Below are 19,779 nucleotides of genomic sequence, written 5' to 3' on the forward strand. Positions count from 1 at the left end.
CCTGTGGCACTTCCGCACATCGAGATCCGCCCATACCCCGTGTATGTGGCGGGTTCCAAAGACCCTTACCAGTTTCACTATCTGATCGAGATTGAGAATCTGGGGCCCGGCCCGGTGCAACTGCTGCATCGGCGCTGGCTCATCACCGATGCCAATGGCAAGATGCTGGAAGTGGCAGGCCCGGGCGTGGTCGGGGAACAACCCGTCATTGCCGAAGGTGAGACCTACCGCTACCAGAGCGGCGTGCCGTTGGCGACCCCGCTTGGGGTGATGGAAGGGAGCTATACCCTGCAAGATGGCTCTGGTCAGCAGTTCGAGGCGCACATCGCCCCCTTCACGCTGGCCATCCCCAATATTATCAACTGAGGTTTCATGGCGAACTGTTTTGTCGGTGACATCCAGGGCTGTTACGACGACTTGCGCCGTCTGCTGGATCTTGCCGCGTTCGATCCCGAAAATGACGTGCTCTGGCTCTGCGGCGATCTGGTCGCCCGCGGCCCGGACTCCCTCAATACCCTGCGTTTTGTCAAAGGGCTGGGCAACCGTGCCGTCACCGTGCTCGGCAACCACGACCTGCACCTGCTGGCGGTCGCCGATGGCGTTGCACCGCTCAAGAAGAAAGACAAGCTGCAAAGCCTGATGGATGCCCCGGATCGGGATGAACTGCTGGAGTGGCTGCGCCACCGCCCGCTACTGGCCGAACATCCGGATCTGCCCATCATGATGGTGCATGCCGGGATCTCCCCCGCATGGGATGTCCGCACCGCGCGCAACTGCGCCCGCGAGGTAGAGAGCCTGCTGCGCGGTGACCAATACAGCTGGCTGCTGCACAACATGTATGGCGACCAGCCCGATGGCTGGAAAGATGATCTGGTCGGGATCGACCGCTACCGCTACATCATCAACACCTTCACCCGGATGCGCTTCTGCTATTTCGACGGTCGTCTCGACTTCAAATGCAAGAAGGGGCCCAAGGAGTCGACCCCGGGGCTGCGTCCCTGGTTCGAACAGCGCGAACACCACGTGGATGACCCCATTCTGGTGTTCGGCCACTGGGCGGCCCTGATGGGCAACACCGGCAAGAGCGATATCAAGGCACTCGATACCGGCTGCGTCTGGGGCAACAGCCTCACCCTGTGGCGCTACGAGGATGATGCCCTGATCGCCACCCCCTGCCCGGTTCACGCCAGCTAGGGCAGTGCTTGCAAAAACCTGAACCAAAAAGAGAGCTCGGCAACTTGCCGAGCTCTCTTACTCTGCTATTTACATTGATAACCGATAATTTTCACTAATTAAGTAAAGGCTTGCCGTTCGTACAGCGAATTTTATACCAATATAAGATTAACTGATACATGACGAATAATATTATTAAAGCAGATCATTTAATGGTTTTAACTTTTAACTGTAATCAAGTTATTTTGAGCATAGTTAGCCACATAAATAGGTCTTTCGATATGTTAAATACAAATTAACTGTGCGCCCCCAAAGAACCCCACTAATCAATCCACTTGAAACACCAAAGATGATATTAAACCATAATGAAAACCTTAAATAAGGCTCCATATTTAAAAAAGCATTCAATGCATACTTTATAATGAAAGTAATTATTACGAAAACGAGAACCCATGAAGTACCTGGCCAGATAATTAAATGAGTACCTTCTTTACGCTTCAGCTGAGGTCCATCGCTAAAGTGGCGCCAGCCGATATAAGAGCCAGCTATTACCCCTGACATCATCGAAGCAAAGCCCCAGAATAAAAAGACCAGATTATCAATCACTGTGAATCCTCCCCAGAGGAGAAAAAACAATGGCATAATGAATAACCCTTCAATATTTGTTTCTCTATCACTTAATGCATTTATGCCTGTGGTTATGAGAAATGCAAACAAAATCCAGACCCATATAGGAGTCTCAGTGACAATTTGAAGAAGCAACATGTCATCGTCCTTAAAAAAATAAAACAATGTCATCAAATGGTGAGCGCTATCTATAAACTTCATTTAAAAAATATCCGCGAGACAAATTTTTTCAGCCTTCATCTCAAAATACAATCATGTCACATTTTGTGATGAGCCCATATTCATGGATATTAGCTATGAGACTATCCTATAAATATGGGCAGATATGTGACTGCTTTGAGATTACAACTTGCGCCCCAACCGTTTCTCGATCTGGCGCCGCTCCCACTCCGGGCCAAACAGCTTGAAGGGCTGAAACACCCGAACAGCATGGGAGGCAAGTCCCAGCCCCCATCCCAGGGTTGGCCACCAGGCCCAGATGTACTCCGGATTGCTCAGGTAGTTGATGACAAACAGCCCGCAGATCACCACCACGTAGCTGGCGACATGGTGATAGAAGCCCTTGAGCTCCTCCACATAGCGCATTGCCGCCCGCTCCTCTGCCGATACCTGCACCGCATCCTGACCCATAGTGTCACTTCCTCTCATCTCGCGCTCCTGTTGCTCTGATCCATCCAGTTGAGCCACATCGAGTTCAAAGACGGCGGCCAGGGCCTTGAGAGATTCCAGTCCGGGTTGCTGCCCCTGCTCGATCCGCTGGATAGTGCGGACACTCAAACCAGTCAACGTTGCCAACTGATCCTGAGACCAACCCCGTTGCAATCTCAACTTCCTGACGATCATCTCGAACTCCTTGTGGTAATTGACAGTGCCAGCATAGGGCTTACGCCGCGAAAGGTGACACGACAGATGGCCGACACACATCTGACAGTCCTTTAAAATCAGATGGTTAAGATTTTGATCTTGTCAGTCAGCCGCTCGTTCCCCCAGATATTGCACAAACCGTAACAGATAACCATCGGGATCCTGCAGCAAAAATTCGCGCTGCCCGGCCAGCATCTCGCCCACTGGATACCAGACCTCAGTGGGCTGCCGGAAAAGTGCAATCTCGGCGGCCTGCAAGCGGTCGAGTAGCGGCTGGATCTCGGTCAGCTCCATCTGCAGATTGATCCCCCGACCGAACGGTGGCTCCAGCGCCCCGACCTGCCAACCCGCCGGATGTACCTGCTCCAGCATCAGTTGTACCTGTTGCTGTTCAAGATAAGCAAAAGGAGGGTCATCGCGCCGATAGCGGACCGAGAAGCCCAACATACCGGTATAGAAAACCAGAGATCGAGCCAGATCGGTAACCGACAGCTCCGGTACCATGGGATTCCAATACGGCCCATCCACCGCGACAGTAGGGTTCGTCATGGCTTACAGGCTCTGCATCAGCTCGGCGGCAATTTCAAAGGAGCGCAGTCGGGCCTGATGATCGACGATGGGCCCATTGAACATCAGCTCATCGGCACGGGTTTCCGCCAGCAGCGCCTTGAGGCCATGACGAACCTGCTCCGGGTTGCCCACTAGCGAGCGGGCCAGGGTCTGCTCCATCGCCATCAGCTCACGAGGCGCCCACTCGTCGCCAATGGACGACCGGCGCGGGCAGCTTGCCCGCATCACCGCGATGAAGGCGCAAGAACTGCTGCTGCACGGTAGTGAACTGGAAGCGGGCCTCACGCTCGCTGTCGGCGGCGATCATGTTGATGCAGACCACCGCATGGGGCTTGGGCCAGCGCGCAGAGGGGCGATACTGGCTGCGGTAGATCTCCAGCGCTTGCAGCAACATGGCGGGTGCGAAATGGGAGGCAAAACCGAACGGCAAGCCCATCACCGCCGCCAGTTGCGCGCTGTAAAGGCTGGAACCCAGCAGCCAGATAGGCAGATGCAGCCCCTGGCCGGGCACCGCCTGCACGGCGCCAATATCGTCGCCAAAGTAGCTCATCAGCTCACGCACATCGGCTGGGAAATCATCCACCTCGCCACTGCGCATACGTCGCAGCGCCCGCATGGTGCGCTGATCAGTACCGGGGGCGCGACCAAGGCCCAAATCGATGCGGTCGGGATAGAGCGAAGCCAAGGTGCCAAACTGCTCGGCAATCACCAGCGGCGAGTGGTTCGGCAGCATGATGCCACCCGCCCCGATCCGCAGAGTGGTGGTGGCTTCGGCCAGATGACCGATCAGCACCGAGGTGGCGGCACTGGCAATGCCCGGCATGTTGTGATGTTCGGCCAGCCAGTAGCGCTGGTAACCCCAACCCTCGGCATGGCAGGCAAGATCCCGTGAACGGCGAAACGACTCGGCAGGCATAGAACCTTCGGCAACAGGCACCAGATCGAGCACGGAATAGGGGATGGCAGACATGGGTCACTCCATTGATTTACAGGCCAGTAACAAGTGGGGCAATGTAGCACGGGATACCTGAATGAATCACTATCTCCTGCCACACTCTGCCTGCCAAGCGACAGCAATCGAACGGAACAAATCTCAGGCAAGTATTGTTTGAACGCTCATCCTGCTGGCCGCGCATGCCTGGGGGGATCATATTTTCTTACATTTGCGGGCTGGCCTGAGCGCCCCGGGCTGGTTATAACGGTGCCCCTATAGCGAAGGGGGAGCAATAGACTCCCCCTCACTCTTTGTCACACCACACTGTTCAGGTTATCTATGTCAAAACATCTCGTTCTGATGGGCGCGCTGACGCTCTCCGGCTGCGCCCTGTTGTCTCCCCCCGCCCCCACCGTCACCCCGGTGCACCTTGCCGATACCAGCCAGCGCGGCTTCTACATAGAGTGCAGCAGCATGAAAGCCTGCTTCCAGCAGGCCAACCAGACCTGCCCGCAAGGTTACAAGGAGACCGACCGCCGCCAGCAGACGCTCTACAGCACCCAGTATCTGGGGGGAAGCTATGACGACGAAAAGAAGGTCTATAAGGCAGCCAAGCCCTATCGCATCGCCAACACGGTCCACTCGCTGACCATCCAGTGTCCGATCTGAGCATAACGTCACGCAAACGCATACTGCGGCCGGTACGGGATACCAAGGCCCAAGCCGGCACGCTACCACCCTTTTCTTGTTCCACTGAGCACAAACCTCTTATGTCACAGAGAATTGTCCTGCTGGGCAGTATATTGCTGTCCGGTTGCGCCCCCACCACTGTCACTGAGCTCACCTCCGCAGATTCCTCGCAGCAACGATTCCAGATCGAGTGCGGTGCGCCGGATGATTGCCAGCAACAGGCAAGCTTGAGCTGTCCGCAGGGCTATCAGGAAACCGATCGCAGCCAGCATACCTTCACCAACGTTCAGATGAGCATGGGGGGCTCAGACCCGATGAGGGGATTTAGCCCGAGCTTCCCCCAGATCAGCACCTTCACAATCCATACCCTGCTGATACAGTGTCCCCGCAAGCCGGCACAGCCCCACCCGCAGGGACACAGATGAGCAAGGGCCCGCAGGCCCTTCTCTCTTGTTACCCACACTCAGCCCACGGCGAATGACCCACACCTTGCAAGGCCGGACGTTTTGCAAATAACCCGCGTCATCCATCAAGCCCGGAGAAAAGAGGAAGAGCCATAAAAAAACGGCCAACCCAGGTTGACCGTTTTTCACTGCGCTGCGCCCTTAGAACAGCAGGTGTGCCACCCCGGCGATAACCGGCAAGGTAACCAGAGTGCGCAGCAGGAAGATAACGAACAGCTCCCACAGCTTGACCGGGATCTTGCTGCCCAGCAGCAGGGCGCCCACTTCCGACATATAGATCAGCTGGGTTACCGACATGGCGGCAATCACGAAGCGGGTCATGTCGCTCTCGATGGTCGAGGCCAGCACCGCCGGAATGAACATGTCGGCAAAACCGACCATGATGGTCTTGGAAGCCGCTTCCGCCTCCGGCAGTTGCAGCAGCTCCAGCAAGGGGACGAACGGGGCGCCAAGCCAGTTGAAGATAGGGGTATGTTCGGCCAGCATCAGGGCGCAGGTACCGATCGCCATCACCACCGGCAGCACGCCAAACACCATATCCAGTGCATTCTTCACCCCTTCCCGCGCGACGGCGCCGAGATCAGTCATGCTGTCAGCCTTGGTCAGGGCACGCTCGAAACCATAGCTCATCACGCTGTGCTGGTGCGGCACTGCTTCCTGCTTACGGCACAGGGGGGTGCCATCGGCATAGATGTCCTTCTTCCAGCAGAGCGGCGGCAGACGCGGCACCACGATGGCGGCAACCACCCCCGCCAGACAGACGGTCAGATAGAAGGGGACGAACATGTGCTCCAGCTTCACCTGGGAGATCACCACCAGACAGAAGGTGATGGAGACCGCAGAGAAGGTGGTACCAATCACCGCGGCTTCACGCTGGGTATAGAACTTCCCTTCGTACTGCTTGCTGGTCAGCAGGATACCGACGCTGCCATCGCCGAGCCAGGAGGCAAAGCAGTCCACTGCGGAGCGGCCCGGCAACCGGAAGACAGGACGCATGATGCGGGTCATCATGGTGCCGACAAATTCCAGCAGCCCGAAATCGAGCAGCAACGGCAGCAACAGGCCGGCAAAAATGAAGACCGAAAACAGCACCGGCAGCAGATCGTTGAGCACCAGTCCACCGGTTGCGCCGGAGTAAAGCACCTCTGGCCCCACCTGGAAGAAGGTCAGCAGCACGAAGATACCGCCCAATACCCGCACGCAGGCCCAGAAAGGGGAGACATTGAACAAGCTGTTGAGGAAAGGACGACGCACCAGAATCGCCGGCTTGAACAACCAGGCAATCACCGTCATCAGCATGGTGGTGGTGATCACCGCACTGACCATGGCGACCAGATAATCGGCAAAAACACGCTGCACCAACTTGGCCAGCACGGCCACCGGGATGGTGACGTTACCGTCATAGACGACCGGCGTCATGAACAACAGGATCCCGATAAGTGACGGAACCAGAAACATCAACAAGTTACGGCGAGTATTGACCGCAGGTGCTTCGAGACTCTTTTCCAACATGATATGACTGCCCTAATGTTACTTTTCCCTAGCCCGGCCAACCTGCGTATTCATGCATTAACCGGCAAAACGGGCGCAAGAATACTCTAAAAAAATGCACAAACAAGCCCTTAAGGCATAAATCTGCGCATAAATATTTCCACAGGCAAACCTTCCATTAAAACAATAAGATACAGCTGCGCATATCGATTCAATCGACATCGCCAGATGATTGTTTCGTTATTGTTAATTTTGGTGGGCAGTATAATCGGTTATCAGTGACAGGCAATAAGTGACATCACAAATATACCTAATGAGTTGCTGCTCGATAGACATAAAAAAACCGGAGCCTGTTCAGGCTCCGGTTTTCAATGAGAGTGACGGGGATCAGTCACGGACGTAGATGACTTCAACGCCATCATCTTCGTCGTCATCCCAATCGTCATCATCAAGCCCTTCATCGAAGGCAAGAGAGGCAGCCAGTGCTTCCGCTTCAGCCTTGGCCAACTGGTTCTTGTGGTAGTCGTCCCACTTGAACTCCACCTTCTCGATGGCGTCTTTGGCATCTTCCGCCAGCTGACGGGGCATGGTATCCAGCAGATCCAGAATGTCGTAGCAGACCTTCTTGGTGCCTTCCTTGCTGATGGCAGTGATGGCATAGACCGGACCTTCGTGGTTCAGGGCCGCCTTGACGCGATCCATCACCTCCTGGGCTTCTTCTTCCAGGATCAGGTCCATCTTGTTAAACACCAACCAGCGCGGCTTGCCAGCCAATTCGGGGCTGTACTTCTCCAGCTCCTTGACGATGGTCACGGCATTTTCAGCAGGATCGGAGCCATCAACCGGGCAGATATCCACCAGGTGGATCAGTACGCGGCAACGCTCGAGGTGTTTCAGGAAGCGGATACCCAGGCCTGCGCCTTCGGCAGCGCCTTCGATCAGACCCGGGATATCGGCGATCACGAAGGAGCGGGAGTTCTCGCCACGCACCACACCCAGGTTCGGTACCAGGGTAGTGAAGGGGTAATCAGCTACTTTCGGGCGAGCCGCAGACACGGCGCGAATAAAGGTAGACTTGCCTGCGTTGGGCAGACCCAGCATGCCGACATCGGCCAGCAGCAGCAGCTCCAGCTTCAGGGTACGTACTTCACCCGGAGTACCGTTACTCTTCTGGCGGGGAGCACGGTTGACGGAGCTCTTGAAGCGGGTGTTGCCCAGACCGTGGAAACCACCTTTGGCAACCAGCAGTTTCTGCTCGTGGTGGGTCAGATCCCCCAGCAGTTCACCGGTATCTTCATCGGTCGCTCGGGTACCGACCGGCACACGCAGGATCTTGTCCTTGCCGCGGCGGCCGGTACAGTTGGCGCTCTGGCCATTCTCACCGCGCTCGGCAGCATGGAAACGCTCGAAACGGTAGTCGATCAGGGTATTGAGGTTCTCGTCGGCGATCAGATATACGTCGCCACCGTCACCGCCGTCACCGCCGTCCGGACCACCGTTGGGAATATATTTTTCACGGCGAAAGCTTACACAACCGTTACCACCGTCACCGGCATCGACTCGAATCTGGACTTCATCAACAAACTTCATAGGTAACCGTCACCTTAATTCGAAAAACCGATACGCAATTATAGTGGTACAGACCCCTGCGGGCGATACGCATCTTGCCAATCATGCCCGTCAGAGCCAAAGTCAGCTGCGTTCCGTTTTTTCGTCAACGACATCAGAAAGACGTCAGAAAAACAAAAGCCCCGCCTGTTGGCGGGGCTTCGGATCCTTGCGGTCCGTAATTACTCAGCAACGATGCTAACGTACTTACGATTCAGCGGACCTTTAACTTCGAACAGGATTTTACCAGTCGCGGTAGCGAACAGGGTGTGATCCTTGCCCAGACCAACGTTGGTGCCAGCGTGGAACTTGGTACCACGTTGACGAACGATGATGCTGCCAGCCAGAACTGTTTCGCCGCCGAAACGCTTCACGCCCAGGCGTTTAGCTTCAGAATCGCGACCGTTGCGGGATGAACCGCCAGCTTTTTTGTGTGCCATTTATCGGACTCCTCTAATTAAGCGCTGATGCCAGTGATTTTGACTTCAGTGAACCACTGACGGTGGCCCGCTTGCTTACGATGGTGCTTACGACGACGGAACTTGACGATAGTCACTTTCTCGCCACGGCCGTGAGCCACAACTTCAGCTACAACCTTGCCACCTTCAACGAAAGGAGCACCTACTTTAAAAGTGTCGCCTGCAGCAACCATCAGAACTTCGTTGAAGTCGATGGTAGCGCCAGTCTCAACGTTCAGCTTTTCCAGACGAACGATTTGACCTTCGGCCACACGGTGTTGTTTTCCGCCGCTTTGGAATACCGCGTACATTTGATTAACTCCGTAAAGGCATGTCTTTTGCTCAAGGCTAGACATGCGCAAAAACCTATAACAATGGGCGGGCATTCTACGCAAATCGATCTGCTCAGGCAAGGCCAATTTAGCAAAAAGTTTATTTTGTGCGCATATCTGCCGCCGTGGATAAACGCCTAACTGTAACCCATTGTGAAATCGTGTAGAATCCCTGCCATTACTAAAATCGCAGTTATTGCTGCTGTCACGTTACGAGACTTATGGACCAACAGACTATCCGTGCGCTCTGTGCCGCCGACATGACGGCGGTCAATGAACTGATCCTGGCCCGACTCCAGTCCGACGTTAGTCTGATTAATCAGCTGGGTTTCTACATTGTCAGCGCCGGCGGGAAACGGATGCGCCCCATGCTGACCGTGATGGCTGCGCGTGCGCTGGGCTATGAGGGTGAGGATCACCTGAAACTGGCCGCCATCATCGAATTCATTCACACCTCTACCCTGCTGCATGACGACGTGGTCGACGAATCCGACCTGCGCCGTGGCCGGGAGACCGCCAACGCCATGTTTGGCAATGCCGCCAGCGTGCTGGTCGGTGACTACCTCTATAGCCGCTCCTTCCAGATGATGGCCGAACTCTCCAACCTGCGGGTGATGGAGATCCTCTCGGATGCCACCAACACCATCGCCGAAGGGGAAGTGTTGCAGCTGATGAACTGCAACGATCCGGACACTACCGAAGAGAGCTACATGACGGTCATCTACTGCAAGACCGCCAAGCTGTTCGAGGCCGCCACTCGCCTTGCAGCCGTGCTGACTCATCAGCCCGAGCCCGTCGAGCAGGCCATGACCGATTACGGCAAGTATCTGGGCACCGCGTTCCAGATCATCGATGACGTGATGGACTACTGCTCCCAGAGCGAAGAGATGGGCAAGAACGTCGGCGACGATCTGGCCGAAGGCAAACCGACCCTGCCGCTGCTGCGCGCCATGGAAGTGGGTACGCCGGAAGAGCGCCAGCTGGTGCGCGATGCCATCGAGCACCGCAACGGTATGGAACATCTTGAGCAGATCCTCGGCATTCTCGACCGTACCGGCGCGCTGGAGTACTCCCGCATGCGTGCCAGGGAAGAGGCCGACAAGGCCATTGCCGCCCTCGCCATCCTGCCGGACTCCCAACACAAGCACGCGCTGGAAACACTGGCCCACATGGCCGTGCAGCGCAGTGCCTGAGTAAACGGGATGCAATAAAAAAGAGGCCTTCGGCCTCTTTTTTATTGTCTGCTATCTGCTGGACAGTGCATTGCGCCAGACTCAGCGACTCAGCATCCAGAGGATCACGCTACCCGCCACCACTAGCGAACCGCCGATACGGCGCAACTGCTCCGGTGGCTGCTCGCTCAGCAGCCGCAACATCTGCTGCCATGCTCTGGGCATCAACAACGGGCCAAGCCCCTCGAACAACAGCAGCAATCCCAAACCTATCAGCATGGATGTCAGCATCCGACCTCCTTGAATGCAACCAGCCCCCTGGGTTTACGGCTGGCGTTGGCACCAAAAACAAAAGGGTCTGACAATGCAGACCCTTTGAATGTGACCTCGTGGCGATTACTGCTTGGTGCCGTGAGGAGACTTGAGGTAACGGAAGAACTCGCTGTCCGGCTTCAATACCATCAGGTCGTTGCCACCGGCAAAGCTCTTGCGATAGGCCTCCATGCTACGCACGAAGCTGAAAAACTCGGGGTCTTTCTTGTAGCTGTCGGCATAGATCTTGGCGGCTTCCGCATCCCCTTCACCGCGCAGCTGGCGAGCGTTACTCTCGGCGTCGGCGATCATGACGGTCACCTTGCGGTCGATATCGGCACGCAGGATTTCAGCCTTCTCGCGACCCTGAGAGCGGTGCTCACGAGCAACTGCGGTACGCTCGGCGCGCATCCGCTGGTAGATGGAGTTGGAGACTTCCACCGGCAGGTTGATCTGCTTGATCCGCACATCCACCACCTTGATACCGAGCTCGGAGGAGCGCGCCATCTTCTTCAGGGCATCTTCCATCACGGTACTGCGCTCACCGGAGACGATGTCCTTGATGGTGCGGTTACCGATCTCGGAACGCAGACCGTTGTTGATCTTGCGTTTGAGCAGATCTTCAGCCTGCAGCTTGTTGCCACCACCGGTTGCCAAGTAGTACTTGGAGAAGTCCTCGATCTTCCACTTCACGTAGGAGTCGATGATCAGGTCTTTCTTCTCGGAGGTGACAAAACGGTCGGCCTGGCTGTCAATGGTCTGGATGCGGGCATCCATCTTGCGAACCTGGTCGATGAGCGGCACCTTGAAGTGCAGGCCCGGCTCATAGAGGCGGGGTTCACCGGAGTCAACCCGCTTCACCTTGCCAAACTGCACCACAATCCCCTTCTGACCTTCATCAACGATAAAGACAGAGGAGAAGCAGACCATGGCCGCGACAGCGATTGCACCAATAGCTAGCTTTTTCATCTATCAGTTTCTCCCTGAGCTGAAGCGGTCACCGCTACGCAGCGGCATTGTCGGGGTAGAGTTGGCACCCTCGTTGGAAACGGGGACCTGCTCTGTGACCGGGGCGACAGTGGCACGATCAGACTGGGCAGCCTTCGGCTTGCTGGACAGCTTGTCGAGCGGCAGGTAGATCATGCTGTTGTTGCCAGCCGGCATGTCGACCACCACCTTGTTGGCCTGCTGATAGAGCTCTTCCATCGTTTCCAGATAGATACGCTCACGGGTCAGCTCGGGGGCAGACAGATACTGGGGCAGCAGCTCGTTGAAGCGAGCAACTTCACCCTGGGCTTTCAACACGATCTGGGATTTGTAAGCTTCCGCTTCCTGCTCCAGACGCTTCACCTGGCCACGGGCCTTGGGCTCCACTTCACGGGCATAGGCTTCTGCTTCACGAATGAAACGCTGTTCATCTTCCTGAGCGGAGATGGCGTCATCAAACGCGTCTTTCACCTCTTCCGGCGGACGCGCCGGCAGGAAGTTGACGTCGACGATCTGCAGACCCATCTGGTAGGGCTCGATGATGCCATCGATCACCTGCCAGGTCTCCTGACGCACCTTCTCACGACCGGTGGTCAGCACGTCATCCATCCGGGTATGACCCACTACATAGCGCAGGGCGCTATCGGTGGCCTGACCCAGACTCTCGTCGGCATTGGTCACGCTGAACAGATACTGCTCGGGATTGACCACACGGTACTGCACGTCCATCTCGACCCGTACCACGTTCTCATCCTGAGTCAGCATGAAACCGGAGGCAGGCAGGGAGCGCACGGACTCGACGTCCACCGGGATCACCTGATCGATAAAGGTCGGCTTCCAGCGCAGGCCCGGCTCGACAATATGGGAAAACTTGCCAAACCGCAGCACGGCACCACGCTCCGCTTCGCGAATGGTGTAGAAGCCGCTGACGACCCACACCACCACAGCCACTACCAGCGCGATGGAGATACCAAAGCGACCTACATCGCCGCCAGATTTGCCGCCACCAAACAAGCCACCGAAACGGCGACTCACTTTGCGCAGCATTTCATCCAGATCAGGGGGTCCCTGATTCTTGCCGTTATTCCCCCAAGGGTCACGGTCTTTGCCGTTGTTACCAGGCTCATTCCAAGCCATCAGCGTCTCCATTAATACATGCGGATGGATATCATCTCTATCGGGCCATCATACGTTGAGAAGCCCCTAAGGGTTCACCTTCATCGACGAATCAATGCCTGATAAAGCGTTGTAAACTCTCACCTTCCTGTTTCACGAGGCGGTTCCAGTCGGCCACTTGCAAGCGGACTTCCAGCACGAAATCACCCTCCTCGCTAAAACCTTCCTGCTCAATCCCTTTCAGCTGATAGAGCGCACTGCGTAATCTCGCGGCAGAAGGAGGCAACTGCAGGGTGTGATGCACCATGGAGCCAGCCAGCAATTCGGTCAGCGCCGTAAACAGATGCTCACAACCTTCACCAGTCTGGGCCGACAACCAGACGCGCAACGGGCGCCCCTCGTCATCTCGCTCCAGACCTGCCGGACGATCCGCCAACTTGTCAATCTTGTTGCAGATCATCAGCTGGGGCCTGTCATCGGCTTCGATCTCGGCCAACACCTGCTGCACGGAGTCGATATTCTCCTGCATCTGCTCATCGGCACAGTCCACCACATGCAGCAGCAAATCCGCTTCACGGGTCTCCTGCAGGGTTGCCTTGAAGGCCGCGACCAGATCATGGGGCAAGTGTCGAATAAATCCAACTGTATCCGCCAAAATCACATCACCCACATCCCGGATCACCAGTTTACGCAGGGTGGGATCCAGAGTTGCGAACAATTGGTCGGCAGCATACACGCTGGCAGCTGTAAGTTGGTTGAACAAAGTGGACTTTCCGGCGTTGGTATAACCAACCAGTGACACCGTCGGCACTTCGTTGCGGTTGCGGGCACGGCGTCCCTGCTCCCGCTGCTTGGCCACCTTGTCGAGCCGACGCAAAATCGCCTTGATGCGTTCCCGCAGCAGACGTCGGTCAGTTTCAAGCTGGGTTTCACCCGGGCCACGCAGACCGATCCCGCCCTTTTGACGCTCAAGGTGGGTCCAGCCTCGCACCAGACGAGTGGAAAGATGGCGCAACTGGGCCAGTTCGACCTGCAGTTTACCTTCGTGGGTTCGGGCGCGCTGGGCAAAGATATCGAGGATCAGGCCGGTTCGGTCCACCACCCGGCACTGGAACAGACGCTCCAGGTTGCGCTCCTGGGCAGGGGTCAGGGCATGGTTGAAGATGACGACGTCGGCATCCAGCATCTGGACTTGGGACGCGATCTCTTCAGCCTTGCCACTGCCGACAAAAAATTTGGCACTGGGCGCACTGCGACTGGTGGTAATTACCCCCAGCGCATTGACTCCGGCCGAGCTCACCAACATCTTGAGCTCTTCCAGATCCTCCCGCTCACCCTCATCACTGAAGTTGACATGCACCAGAACGGCCTGTTCGCCAGCTTCATAACGGTCAAACAAGCGCTTGCTCCTTAACAGGAATCATGATGAATCTGAGTTGGCGAGTCGACTCGCCCAGGGATATCACGCCTCGGCATCACCCTGTTCATCAGCCGCGCCACCCGGAGTGGGCTGGTGATGATTGACGGCACGGGCCGGTACGACAGTCGAGATGGCGTGCTTGTAAACCATCTGGCTCACGGTGTTTTTCAGCAGGATAACAAACTGGTCAAAAGACTCGATCTGACCTTGCAGTTTGATGCCGTTCACCAAATAGATAGAAACAGGAATCCGCTCACGGCGCAGCGCATTCAAAAACGGGTCTTGGAGAGATTGCCCCTTAGCCATTTTTCTTTTCCTTATAGTTTGTTGTTTTTAAACACCGAATATCAATATAACAACCTGATTATACAGGGAGTGTCAAGCCGCACCAGCGCGAGCAAGCACGCGGTCGAGATTGCCAGACTCACCAGATTCCAACCAGGTCACATCGGGCCAGCCGCGCAACCAGGTCATCTGTCGTTTTGCCAATTGGCGTGTGGCAACAATGCCACGATAACGCATCTCATCATACCCCACTTCACCGCACAGGTAGTCCCACATTTGGCGATAACCCACACAGCGAATGGAGGGGAGATCCGGGTGCAGATCGCCGCGCGCCATCAGCGCACGAACCTCCTGTTCCAAGCCACCTTGCAGCATCTTGTCAAAGCGCTGTTCGATACGCTGATGCAGCACGGCGCGCTCGCTCGGGGCGATGGCAAACTGCTGCACCCGATAGGGCAAGCCCTCCCCCTGCACCTGCGTCAGCTCGGTAAGGGTCTTGCCGCTGATACGGTAGACCTCCAGCGCCCGGGAGAGTCGCTGCGGGTCATTGGGGTGAATTCTCGCCCCGGCCACCGGGTCAATGCGCACCAGCTCGTCGTGCAGCGCTTGCCAACCGAGGCGGGCAGCCTCTTCCTCAATCCCGGCACGAATGGCGGGATCGGCAGAGGGCAGCGGGGACAATCCCTCCAGCAGCGCCTTGAAATAGAGCATGGTGCCGCCTACCAGCAGCGGAATGCGGCCGCGATCGGCGATCTCTTTCATCTCTCGCAGGGCATCCCTGCAAAAATCGGCTGCCGAATAGCTCACAGCAGGATCAAGAATATCGATCAGCCGGTGCGGGGCCCGCGCCAGCTCATCGGCAGTCGGCTTGGCCGTACCGATATCCATGCCGCGATAGATCAGCGCCGAATCGACGCTGATGATGTCGCAGGGCAGCGCCTGGCACAGTTCAATGGCGAGATCCGTCTTGCCGGAGGCCGTCGGCCCCATCAGAAAAATTGCGGTCGGCAAGTCACTCGCCATGTTCAAACTCCTCCAGCACGGTCGCCAGCGAAAGGGGGCGCACCATGCGAATGTCTGCCAGATGGTCACTGAAATCAGTCACAAGTTCCGTCAGCAGACGACTGGCAGTTGAAAAATCGTATATCTTCTCGCGGCTTATCCCCTGCTCCACCAGCCATTGGCATAATACTTCAGCCTGCTGACCAGCATCACTGTCAGATCCGCCCTCGATAATTTGCAGCAATTCGGGTAACAGACGCACCAGATCGGTCTGGCGCAGCAGAGCCGGCACCCGAGTCAGGATCATGGTGTCGCGCCCCCCGCTTTTCAACTCCAGCCCCATCCGTTTCAGTAAACGTTCCTGCTCGGTCACCAGCGCGATCAAATTCTTCGGCAGCTTGAAGGAGACCGGTAGCAACAGCGGCTGGGCCGCCAGTCCCTGACCCCAGGTCTCCAGCAGCCAGTGGCGCAGCAGCACCCGCTCGGCGCGCACCAGCGAGAGCAGCGCCAGCTGATTATCCCGCTCGATCAACAGGTAGGCCTGCTCCACCAGTGTCAGGGCGCGACATCCCCCCTGTTTGGGTGACGGCACTGGATCAGTGGGCTGCACAGGCGCAGCCTCAGTCGCAGTTGCGATAGGCAGCGAGGTGAGCAGAGCGCCCATGCCGCGCATCGCCTCCCGACTGGGGGGCTCGGGCGGTTGATAATTGCTGGCTCGGCAAGCCCCACCGCTCCCCTCCCGCACCTGTGCAGGTGCCCGGTAGCTGTGCTCGGCACCGTACCACTCCGGGCGTGGCGCCTGACCGGGATATTCGATCTGCGGACTGACCGGCAGCTCGACCAGGGTTTCGGCCAGCGGCGCGTCCTGATGAACGGCGCTGACTCCTTCGCGGCGCAGCGCAGTAAACAGCGCCTGAAAGATAAAGTCGTGGATCAGTCGCGCCTGATGGAAGCGCACCTCATGCTTGGCCGGGTGGACGTTGACATCCACCTGACGGGGATCCAGCTCGATATAGAGCACATAGGCGGCGAAGCGGTCGGGAGGCAACAACTCGTCATAGGCCTGACGAATGGCGTGGTTGATGAGCTTGTCGCGCATCATCCGGCCGTTTACGTAGGTGTATTGCAGATCGTTTTGCGGTCTTGCCCCCTCCGGAGTCGCCAGCCAGCCCCACAGCCGCACGTCGCTGTGCTCGCTCTCCACCGCCAGCGCATGGTGCATGAAGGGGGTGCCGCAAACGGCGGCTAGGCGACGCTCCTGCTCCGGCACGGTATTGGCGGCCTTGTACTGGCGCACCACCTTGCCATTGTGGCGCAGGATCAGGGTGGCATCGAAGCGGGAGAGCGCGATGCGGCGCACCAGCTCGTCGATATGGGCAAACTCGGTCTTTTCACTGCGCATGAACTTGCGCCGCGCCGGGGTATTGAAGAAGAGATCCACCACCTCCACCGTGGTGCCCACAGGATGGGCCGCCGGCTTGATGGTGACGCTCATCTCCCGCCCTTCCGCCTGGGCTTGCCAGGCTTCGGACTGCTCGGCGGTGCGGGAGGTGAAGGTGAGACGGGAGACCGAGCTGATGGAGGCGAGCGCCTCACCACGAAAACCGAGGCTGTTGATCCCTTCCAGATCGTCCAGCGTGGCCACCTTGGAGGTCGCATGACGCGACAGCGCCAGCACCAGCTCGTCTTTGGCGACGCCACAGCCGTTGTCACGGATGCGGATCAGCTTGGCCCCCCCCTTGTCGATGTCGATCTCGACCCGGTCGGCCCCCGCATCCAGGCTGTTCTCCACCAGCTCTTTCACCACAGAAGAGGGCCGCTCCACCACCTCTCCGGCTGCAATCTGGTTGGCCAGAATGGGTGGCAAAATACGGATCGGCATCATTTACTCCTGAATTTCAATCTTGCGGATAGTCAGTCTCTTAAGGATCCAGGAGGGCTGCTCCACCACCTCTCCACCAACCGGAATCTGGTTGGCCAGAATCGGTGGCAATATACGGATCGGCATCGCTTGCTCCTGAATTTCAATCTTGCTGATGGTATTCGCTAACAGCGGGAGCGGCATTGCCCGCTCCCGCGCGTCAGTTTTGCGGAATGTAGAGCACCTGCCCTACCTGAATATTCCGCGACTTGAGCTTGTTGATCTCTACCAGCCGAGCCTGACTCACCCCATGTTTCTCGGCAAGGCGGGAGAGACTCTCCCCCCGCTTGACCACATGGCGGATCATCTGCGACTTGTCGTCACTGCGAACGGGGGTGGCACTACGGCTCTGCCCCTGCTGGGGAATATAGATGGTCTGACCAATCTGAATATCCCGGCTGCGCAGCTGGTTGATCTCCACCAGAGTGGACTGACTCACTCCATGCTTCTCGGCAAGGCGGGAGAGGCTCTCGCCCCGTTTGACCACATGGCGGAGCATCCGCGATTTGTCATAGTCCCCCACACTGCTGACCGGTGCACCGCTCTCCTGCGCTGCCGCCGAGTAAGGCTTGATCACCCCGGCGCCAGAGCCGCTCCCTGCACCGCCGTCGCGGGCGGTGGCGGGCATCTTGTTGGTCACTACCGGCTGCGACTGTGTCTGCCTGAGCTGGCTCACCGGCTGCCGGGCTACCGGTGCAAGGCGAGTAGCAGCAGGTTGACTCACCTGCCCCTTGCCGGTCAGCATGGCCCCCTTGGTCGGGTGGGCGCGGTAGTAGTTGCGGATCCCCTCGAAGATGGCGCGGGCCAGCTGGTCCTGATAGCTGGCGGTGGCCAGCAGCTTCTCTTCCGCATGGTTGGAGATAAACCCGGTTTCAACCAGCACAGAGGGAATATCCGGCGCCTTCAGCACAGCCAGACTGGCGTGCTCCGGCGCCTTCTTGTGCAGTCGGGCGACCTTGCCCATGGAGCGCAGGATCTGGCGGCTGACGTCATACCCTTCGGCACGGGACTTGTCCATGGAGAGGTCGAGGAAGGTCTGCGCCAGATAGGGGTTGGGATCAGATTCCGCCAACACCTTGCCGACACCGCCCAGCAGCTCGCCCTGCTTCTCCTGCTTCTCCAGCCAGCTGCCCATCTCGCGGTTGGCACGGTTGGTCGAGAGAACCCAGACAGAGGCGCCGCGCGGGGTCGAGTTATGAAAACTGTCTGCATGGATAGAGACCAGCAGATCCGCCTTGGCCTTGCGGGCAATCTCGGAGCGCTTGTTGAGGTCGACGAAGTAGTCGCCACGACGGGTCATCACGGCGCGCATCCCCGGCTCGCGGTCGATCAGTGCCGCCAGCTTCTGGGAGACCGCCAGCGTCACCCGCTTCTCGTAGGTACGGCGTGGGCCGATGGAGCCCGGATCTTCCCCGCCGTGGCCCGGGTCGATGGCAATCACCACTCCCTTGCCCTTGCCACCGACAGGCGTGGATTGCACCGCTGCCGCCGAGCGCTTCTCTTCATAAGGCAGATCGATGACCAGACGGTGGCCATAGGGCCCGGCTGGCGCCAGCGGGAAGACCACCGGCTTGATGGCGGAGCTGAGATCCATTACCAGTCGCAGACCGCCCTTCTCCAGCGGAGTGCTCTGGCGGATCTTGCGCACCAGTTCGCTGTTGTTCTCGATCCGGGCCAGATTGGCGGCGTTGCTCGCCCCTTTCAGATCGATCACCAGCCGATCCGGGCCGGTGAGGGTGAAGTAGTTGTAATTGGGGGCGCTGCTCATATCGAGCACCACCCGGGTGTTATCCGGTGATGGCCAGATTCGTACGCTCTTGAGCTGATTCGCCCAAGAGGGTAACGCCATCAAAGAGAGAGCAATAACAAGGATCAAGCGCACGTAGATGACAACCGTTCCAGAATGGCTTCGCCAATAGCAGTGCGAGCCTCTATCAGAACCTCGCGCTGCTCGCCTACATAAGTGAGGGTAATTTCAAGGTCGGGAGCCGGTAGCCAGCCCTCGCCCTTCTCGGACCACTCCACCAGACAGAGAGTGTTGGCGGCAAAATAGTCCCGAATGCCCATGAATTCCAGCTCTTCCGGATCAGCCAGGCGATAGAGATCGAAATGGTAGACCTGCCAGCCATCGAGCTCATAGGGTTCGACCAGGGTGTAAGTCGGGCTTTTTACCTTGCCCTGATGGCCAAGGCCCTGCACCCAGCCGCGGGTCAGGGTGGTTTTACCGGCGCCAAGTGTGCCATGCAAAAACACTGTGGTCGCCTGCTGGCAGGCCTGTGCCAGACGGCCACCCAGTGCCACGGTTGCTGCCTCGTCCGGCAGTGTCATCATCAACTGTTTTGCCATGTTCTTC

Annotated in this window: 21 protein-coding genes and 1 pseudogene; 4 read left to right on the top strand and 18 right to left on the bottom strand. The window is 57.6% G+C overall.

Annotated elements, in window-relative coordinates:
* Positions 1 to 3: 3 nt before the first annotated feature.
* Both apaG and ACTG20_RS18915 read left to right on the top strand, forming a co-directional pair.
* A complete protein-coding gene (apaG, locus tag ACTG20_RS18910; protein ID WP_100654475.1) occupies positions 4 to 366 on the top strand; it encodes a Co2+/Mg2+ efflux protein ApaG in 363 nt (120 codons plus the stop codon).
* A 6-nt stretch (positions 367 to 372) separates the two neighbouring features.
* Entirely contained in the window at positions 373 to 1,194 is an 822-nt protein-coding gene (locus ACTG20_RS18915; protein WP_005358331.1) for a symmetrical bis(5'-nucleosyl)-tetraphosphatase, read from the top strand.
* Between the two features lie 234 nt (positions 1,195 to 1,428).
* Here ACTG20_RS18915 and ACTG20_RS18920 read toward each other — a convergent pair whose 3' ends face one another.
* From ACTG20_RS18920 to ACTG20_RS18935, 4 genes and pseudogenes are all read right to left on the bottom strand, one after another.
* Complete coding sequence (locus ACTG20_RS18920) at positions 1,429 to 2,001, bottom strand: DUF6622 family protein (protein WP_196783574.1); 573 nt, start codon at positions 1,999 to 2,001, stop codon at positions 1,429 to 1,431.
* A 141-nt stretch (positions 2,002 to 2,142) separates the two neighbouring features.
* The gene (locus tag ACTG20_RS18925; protein ID WP_021231934.1) at positions 2,143 to 2,643 is read right to left on the bottom strand and encodes a 2TM domain-containing protein; all 501 of its coding nucleotides are present in this window, start codon (positions 2,641 to 2,643) and stop codon (positions 2,143 to 2,145) included.
* A gap of 123 nt (positions 2,644 to 2,766) precedes the next feature.
* Entirely contained in the window at positions 2,767 to 3,213 is a 447-nt protein-coding gene (locus ACTG20_RS18930) for a bleomycin resistance protein (RefSeq protein WP_194496631.1), read from the bottom strand.
* A 3-nt stretch (positions 3,214 to 3,216) separates the two neighbouring features.
* Positions 3,217 to 4,204: pseudogene (locus ACTG20_RS18935) on the bottom strand (luciferase-like monooxygenase).
* A gap of 303 nt (positions 4,205 to 4,507) precedes the next feature.
* On the opposite strand from ACTG20_RS18935, the gene ACTG20_RS18940 reads away from it, so the two are divergent.
* Complete coding sequence (locus ACTG20_RS18940) at positions 4,508 to 4,837, top strand: hypothetical protein (protein ID WP_194496633.1); 330 nt, start codon at positions 4,508 to 4,510, stop codon at positions 4,835 to 4,837.
* 626 nt (positions 4,838 to 5,463) lie between these two features.
* Here ACTG20_RS18940 and ACTG20_RS18945 read toward each other — a convergent pair.
* From ACTG20_RS18945 to rplU, 4 genes are all read right to left on the bottom strand, one after another.
* The gene (locus tag ACTG20_RS18945) at positions 5,464 to 6,834 is read right to left on the bottom strand and encodes a YjiH family protein (RefSeq protein ID WP_005339025.1); all 1,371 of its coding nucleotides are present in this window, start codon (positions 6,832 to 6,834) and stop codon (positions 5,464 to 5,466) included.
* A gap of 366 nt (positions 6,835 to 7,200) precedes the next feature.
* Positions 7,201 to 8,403: an Obg family GTPase CgtA gene (gene cgtA, locus ACTG20_RS18950; RefSeq protein WP_005339026.1), complete on the bottom strand. Its 1,203-nt coding sequence runs from the start codon at positions 8,401 to 8,403 to the stop codon at positions 7,201 to 7,203.
* A 200-nt stretch (positions 8,404 to 8,603) separates the two neighbouring features.
* Positions 8,604 to 8,861, bottom strand: coding sequence for a 50S ribosomal protein L27 (rpmA, locus tag ACTG20_RS18955; RefSeq protein WP_005339028.1), 258 nt, complete (start codon positions 8,859 to 8,861; stop codon positions 8,604 to 8,606).
* A gap of 17 nt (positions 8,862 to 8,878) precedes the next feature.
* Positions 8,879 to 9,190 carry a 50S ribosomal protein L21 gene (gene rplU / locus ACTG20_RS18960; RefSeq protein WP_005304210.1) on the bottom strand — a complete coding sequence of 104 codons (312 nt, stop codon included), beginning with the start codon at positions 9,188 to 9,190 and terminating at the stop codon, positions 8,879 to 8,881.
* A 242-nt stretch (positions 9,191 to 9,432) separates the two neighbouring features.
* On the opposite strand from rplU, the gene ispB reads away from it, so the two are divergent.
* Complete coding sequence (ispB, locus tag ACTG20_RS18965) at positions 9,433 to 10,404, top strand: octaprenyl diphosphate synthase (RefSeq protein ID WP_058059475.1); 972 nt, start codon at positions 9,433 to 9,435, stop codon at positions 10,402 to 10,404.
* 81 nt (positions 10,405 to 10,485) lie between these two features.
* Here the strand turns inward: ispB and ACTG20_RS18970 are convergent, their stop codons facing one another.
* The 10 genes from ACTG20_RS18970 to tsaE all read right to left on the bottom strand — a co-directional run bounded on the left by ACTG20_RS18970 (position 10,486) and on the right by tsaE (position 19,772).
* Entirely contained in the window at positions 10,486 to 10,674 is a 189-nt protein-coding gene (locus tag ACTG20_RS18970; protein ID WP_194496634.1) for a DUF2065 domain-containing protein, read from the bottom strand.
* Between the two features lie 105 nt (positions 10,675 to 10,779).
* On the bottom strand, positions 10,780 to 11,664 hold the full coding sequence (gene hflC, locus ACTG20_RS18975; protein ID WP_005339038.1) for a protease modulator HflC: 885 nt from the start codon (positions 11,662 to 11,664) through the stop codon (positions 10,780 to 10,782).
* A gap of 3 nt (positions 11,665 to 11,667) precedes the next feature.
* The gene (gene hflK / locus ACTG20_RS18980; protein WP_194496635.1) at positions 11,668 to 12,819 is read right to left on the bottom strand and encodes an FtsH protease activity modulator HflK; all 1,152 of its coding nucleotides are present in this window, start codon (positions 12,817 to 12,819) and stop codon (positions 11,668 to 11,670) included.
* Between the two features lie 91 nt (positions 12,820 to 12,910).
* Positions 12,911 to 14,197 carry a ribosome rescue GTPase HflX gene (gene hflX, locus ACTG20_RS18985; protein WP_005339043.1) on the bottom strand — a complete coding sequence of 429 codons (1,287 nt, stop codon included), beginning with the start codon at positions 14,195 to 14,197 and terminating at the stop codon, positions 12,911 to 12,913.
* Between the two features lie 63 nt (positions 14,198 to 14,260).
* Positions 14,261 to 14,524: an RNA chaperone Hfq gene (hfq, locus tag ACTG20_RS18990; protein ID WP_005339045.1), complete on the bottom strand. Its 264-nt coding sequence runs from the start codon at positions 14,522 to 14,524 to the stop codon at positions 14,261 to 14,263.
* A gap of 72 nt (positions 14,525 to 14,596) precedes the next feature.
* On the bottom strand, positions 14,597 to 15,526 hold the full coding sequence (miaA, locus tag ACTG20_RS18995; RefSeq protein ID WP_194496636.1) for a tRNA (adenosine(37)-N6)-dimethylallyltransferase MiaA: 930 nt from the start codon (positions 15,524 to 15,526) through the stop codon (positions 14,597 to 14,599).
* Positions 15,516 to 17,387, bottom strand: a complete 1,872-nt coding sequence (gene mutL / locus ACTG20_RS19000) for a DNA mismatch repair endonuclease MutL (protein ID WP_194496768.1) — start codon at positions 17,385 to 17,387, stop codon at positions 15,516 to 15,518. The genes miaA and mutL overlap by 11 nt, the downstream gene beginning before the upstream one ends.
* Before the next feature lie 3 nt (positions 17,388 to 17,390).
* Positions 17,391 to 17,570: a hypothetical protein gene (locus ACTG20_RS19005; protein WP_194496637.1), complete on the bottom strand. Its 180-nt coding sequence runs from the start codon at positions 17,568 to 17,570 to the stop codon at positions 17,391 to 17,393.
* Between the two features lie 16 nt (positions 17,571 to 17,586).
* Positions 17,587 to 19,275, bottom strand: coding sequence for an N-acetylmuramoyl-L-alanine amidase (locus ACTG20_RS19010; RefSeq protein WP_196783575.1), 1,689 nt, complete (start codon positions 19,273 to 19,275; stop codon positions 17,587 to 17,589).
* Between the two features lie 23 nt (positions 19,276 to 19,298).
* Entirely contained in the window at positions 19,299 to 19,772 is a 474-nt protein-coding gene (gene tsaE / locus ACTG20_RS19015; RefSeq protein ID WP_005339056.1) for a tRNA (adenosine(37)-N6)-threonylcarbamoyltransferase complex ATPase subunit type 1 TsaE, read from the bottom strand.
* Positions 19,773 to 19,779: the final 7 nt, after the last annotated feature.

The sequence above is a fragment of the Aeromonas sp. 84A genome, from assembly GCF_051919345.1.
Classification (GTDB): domain Bacteria; phylum Pseudomonadota; class Gammaproteobacteria; order Enterobacterales; family Aeromonadaceae; genus Aeromonas; species Aeromonas veronii.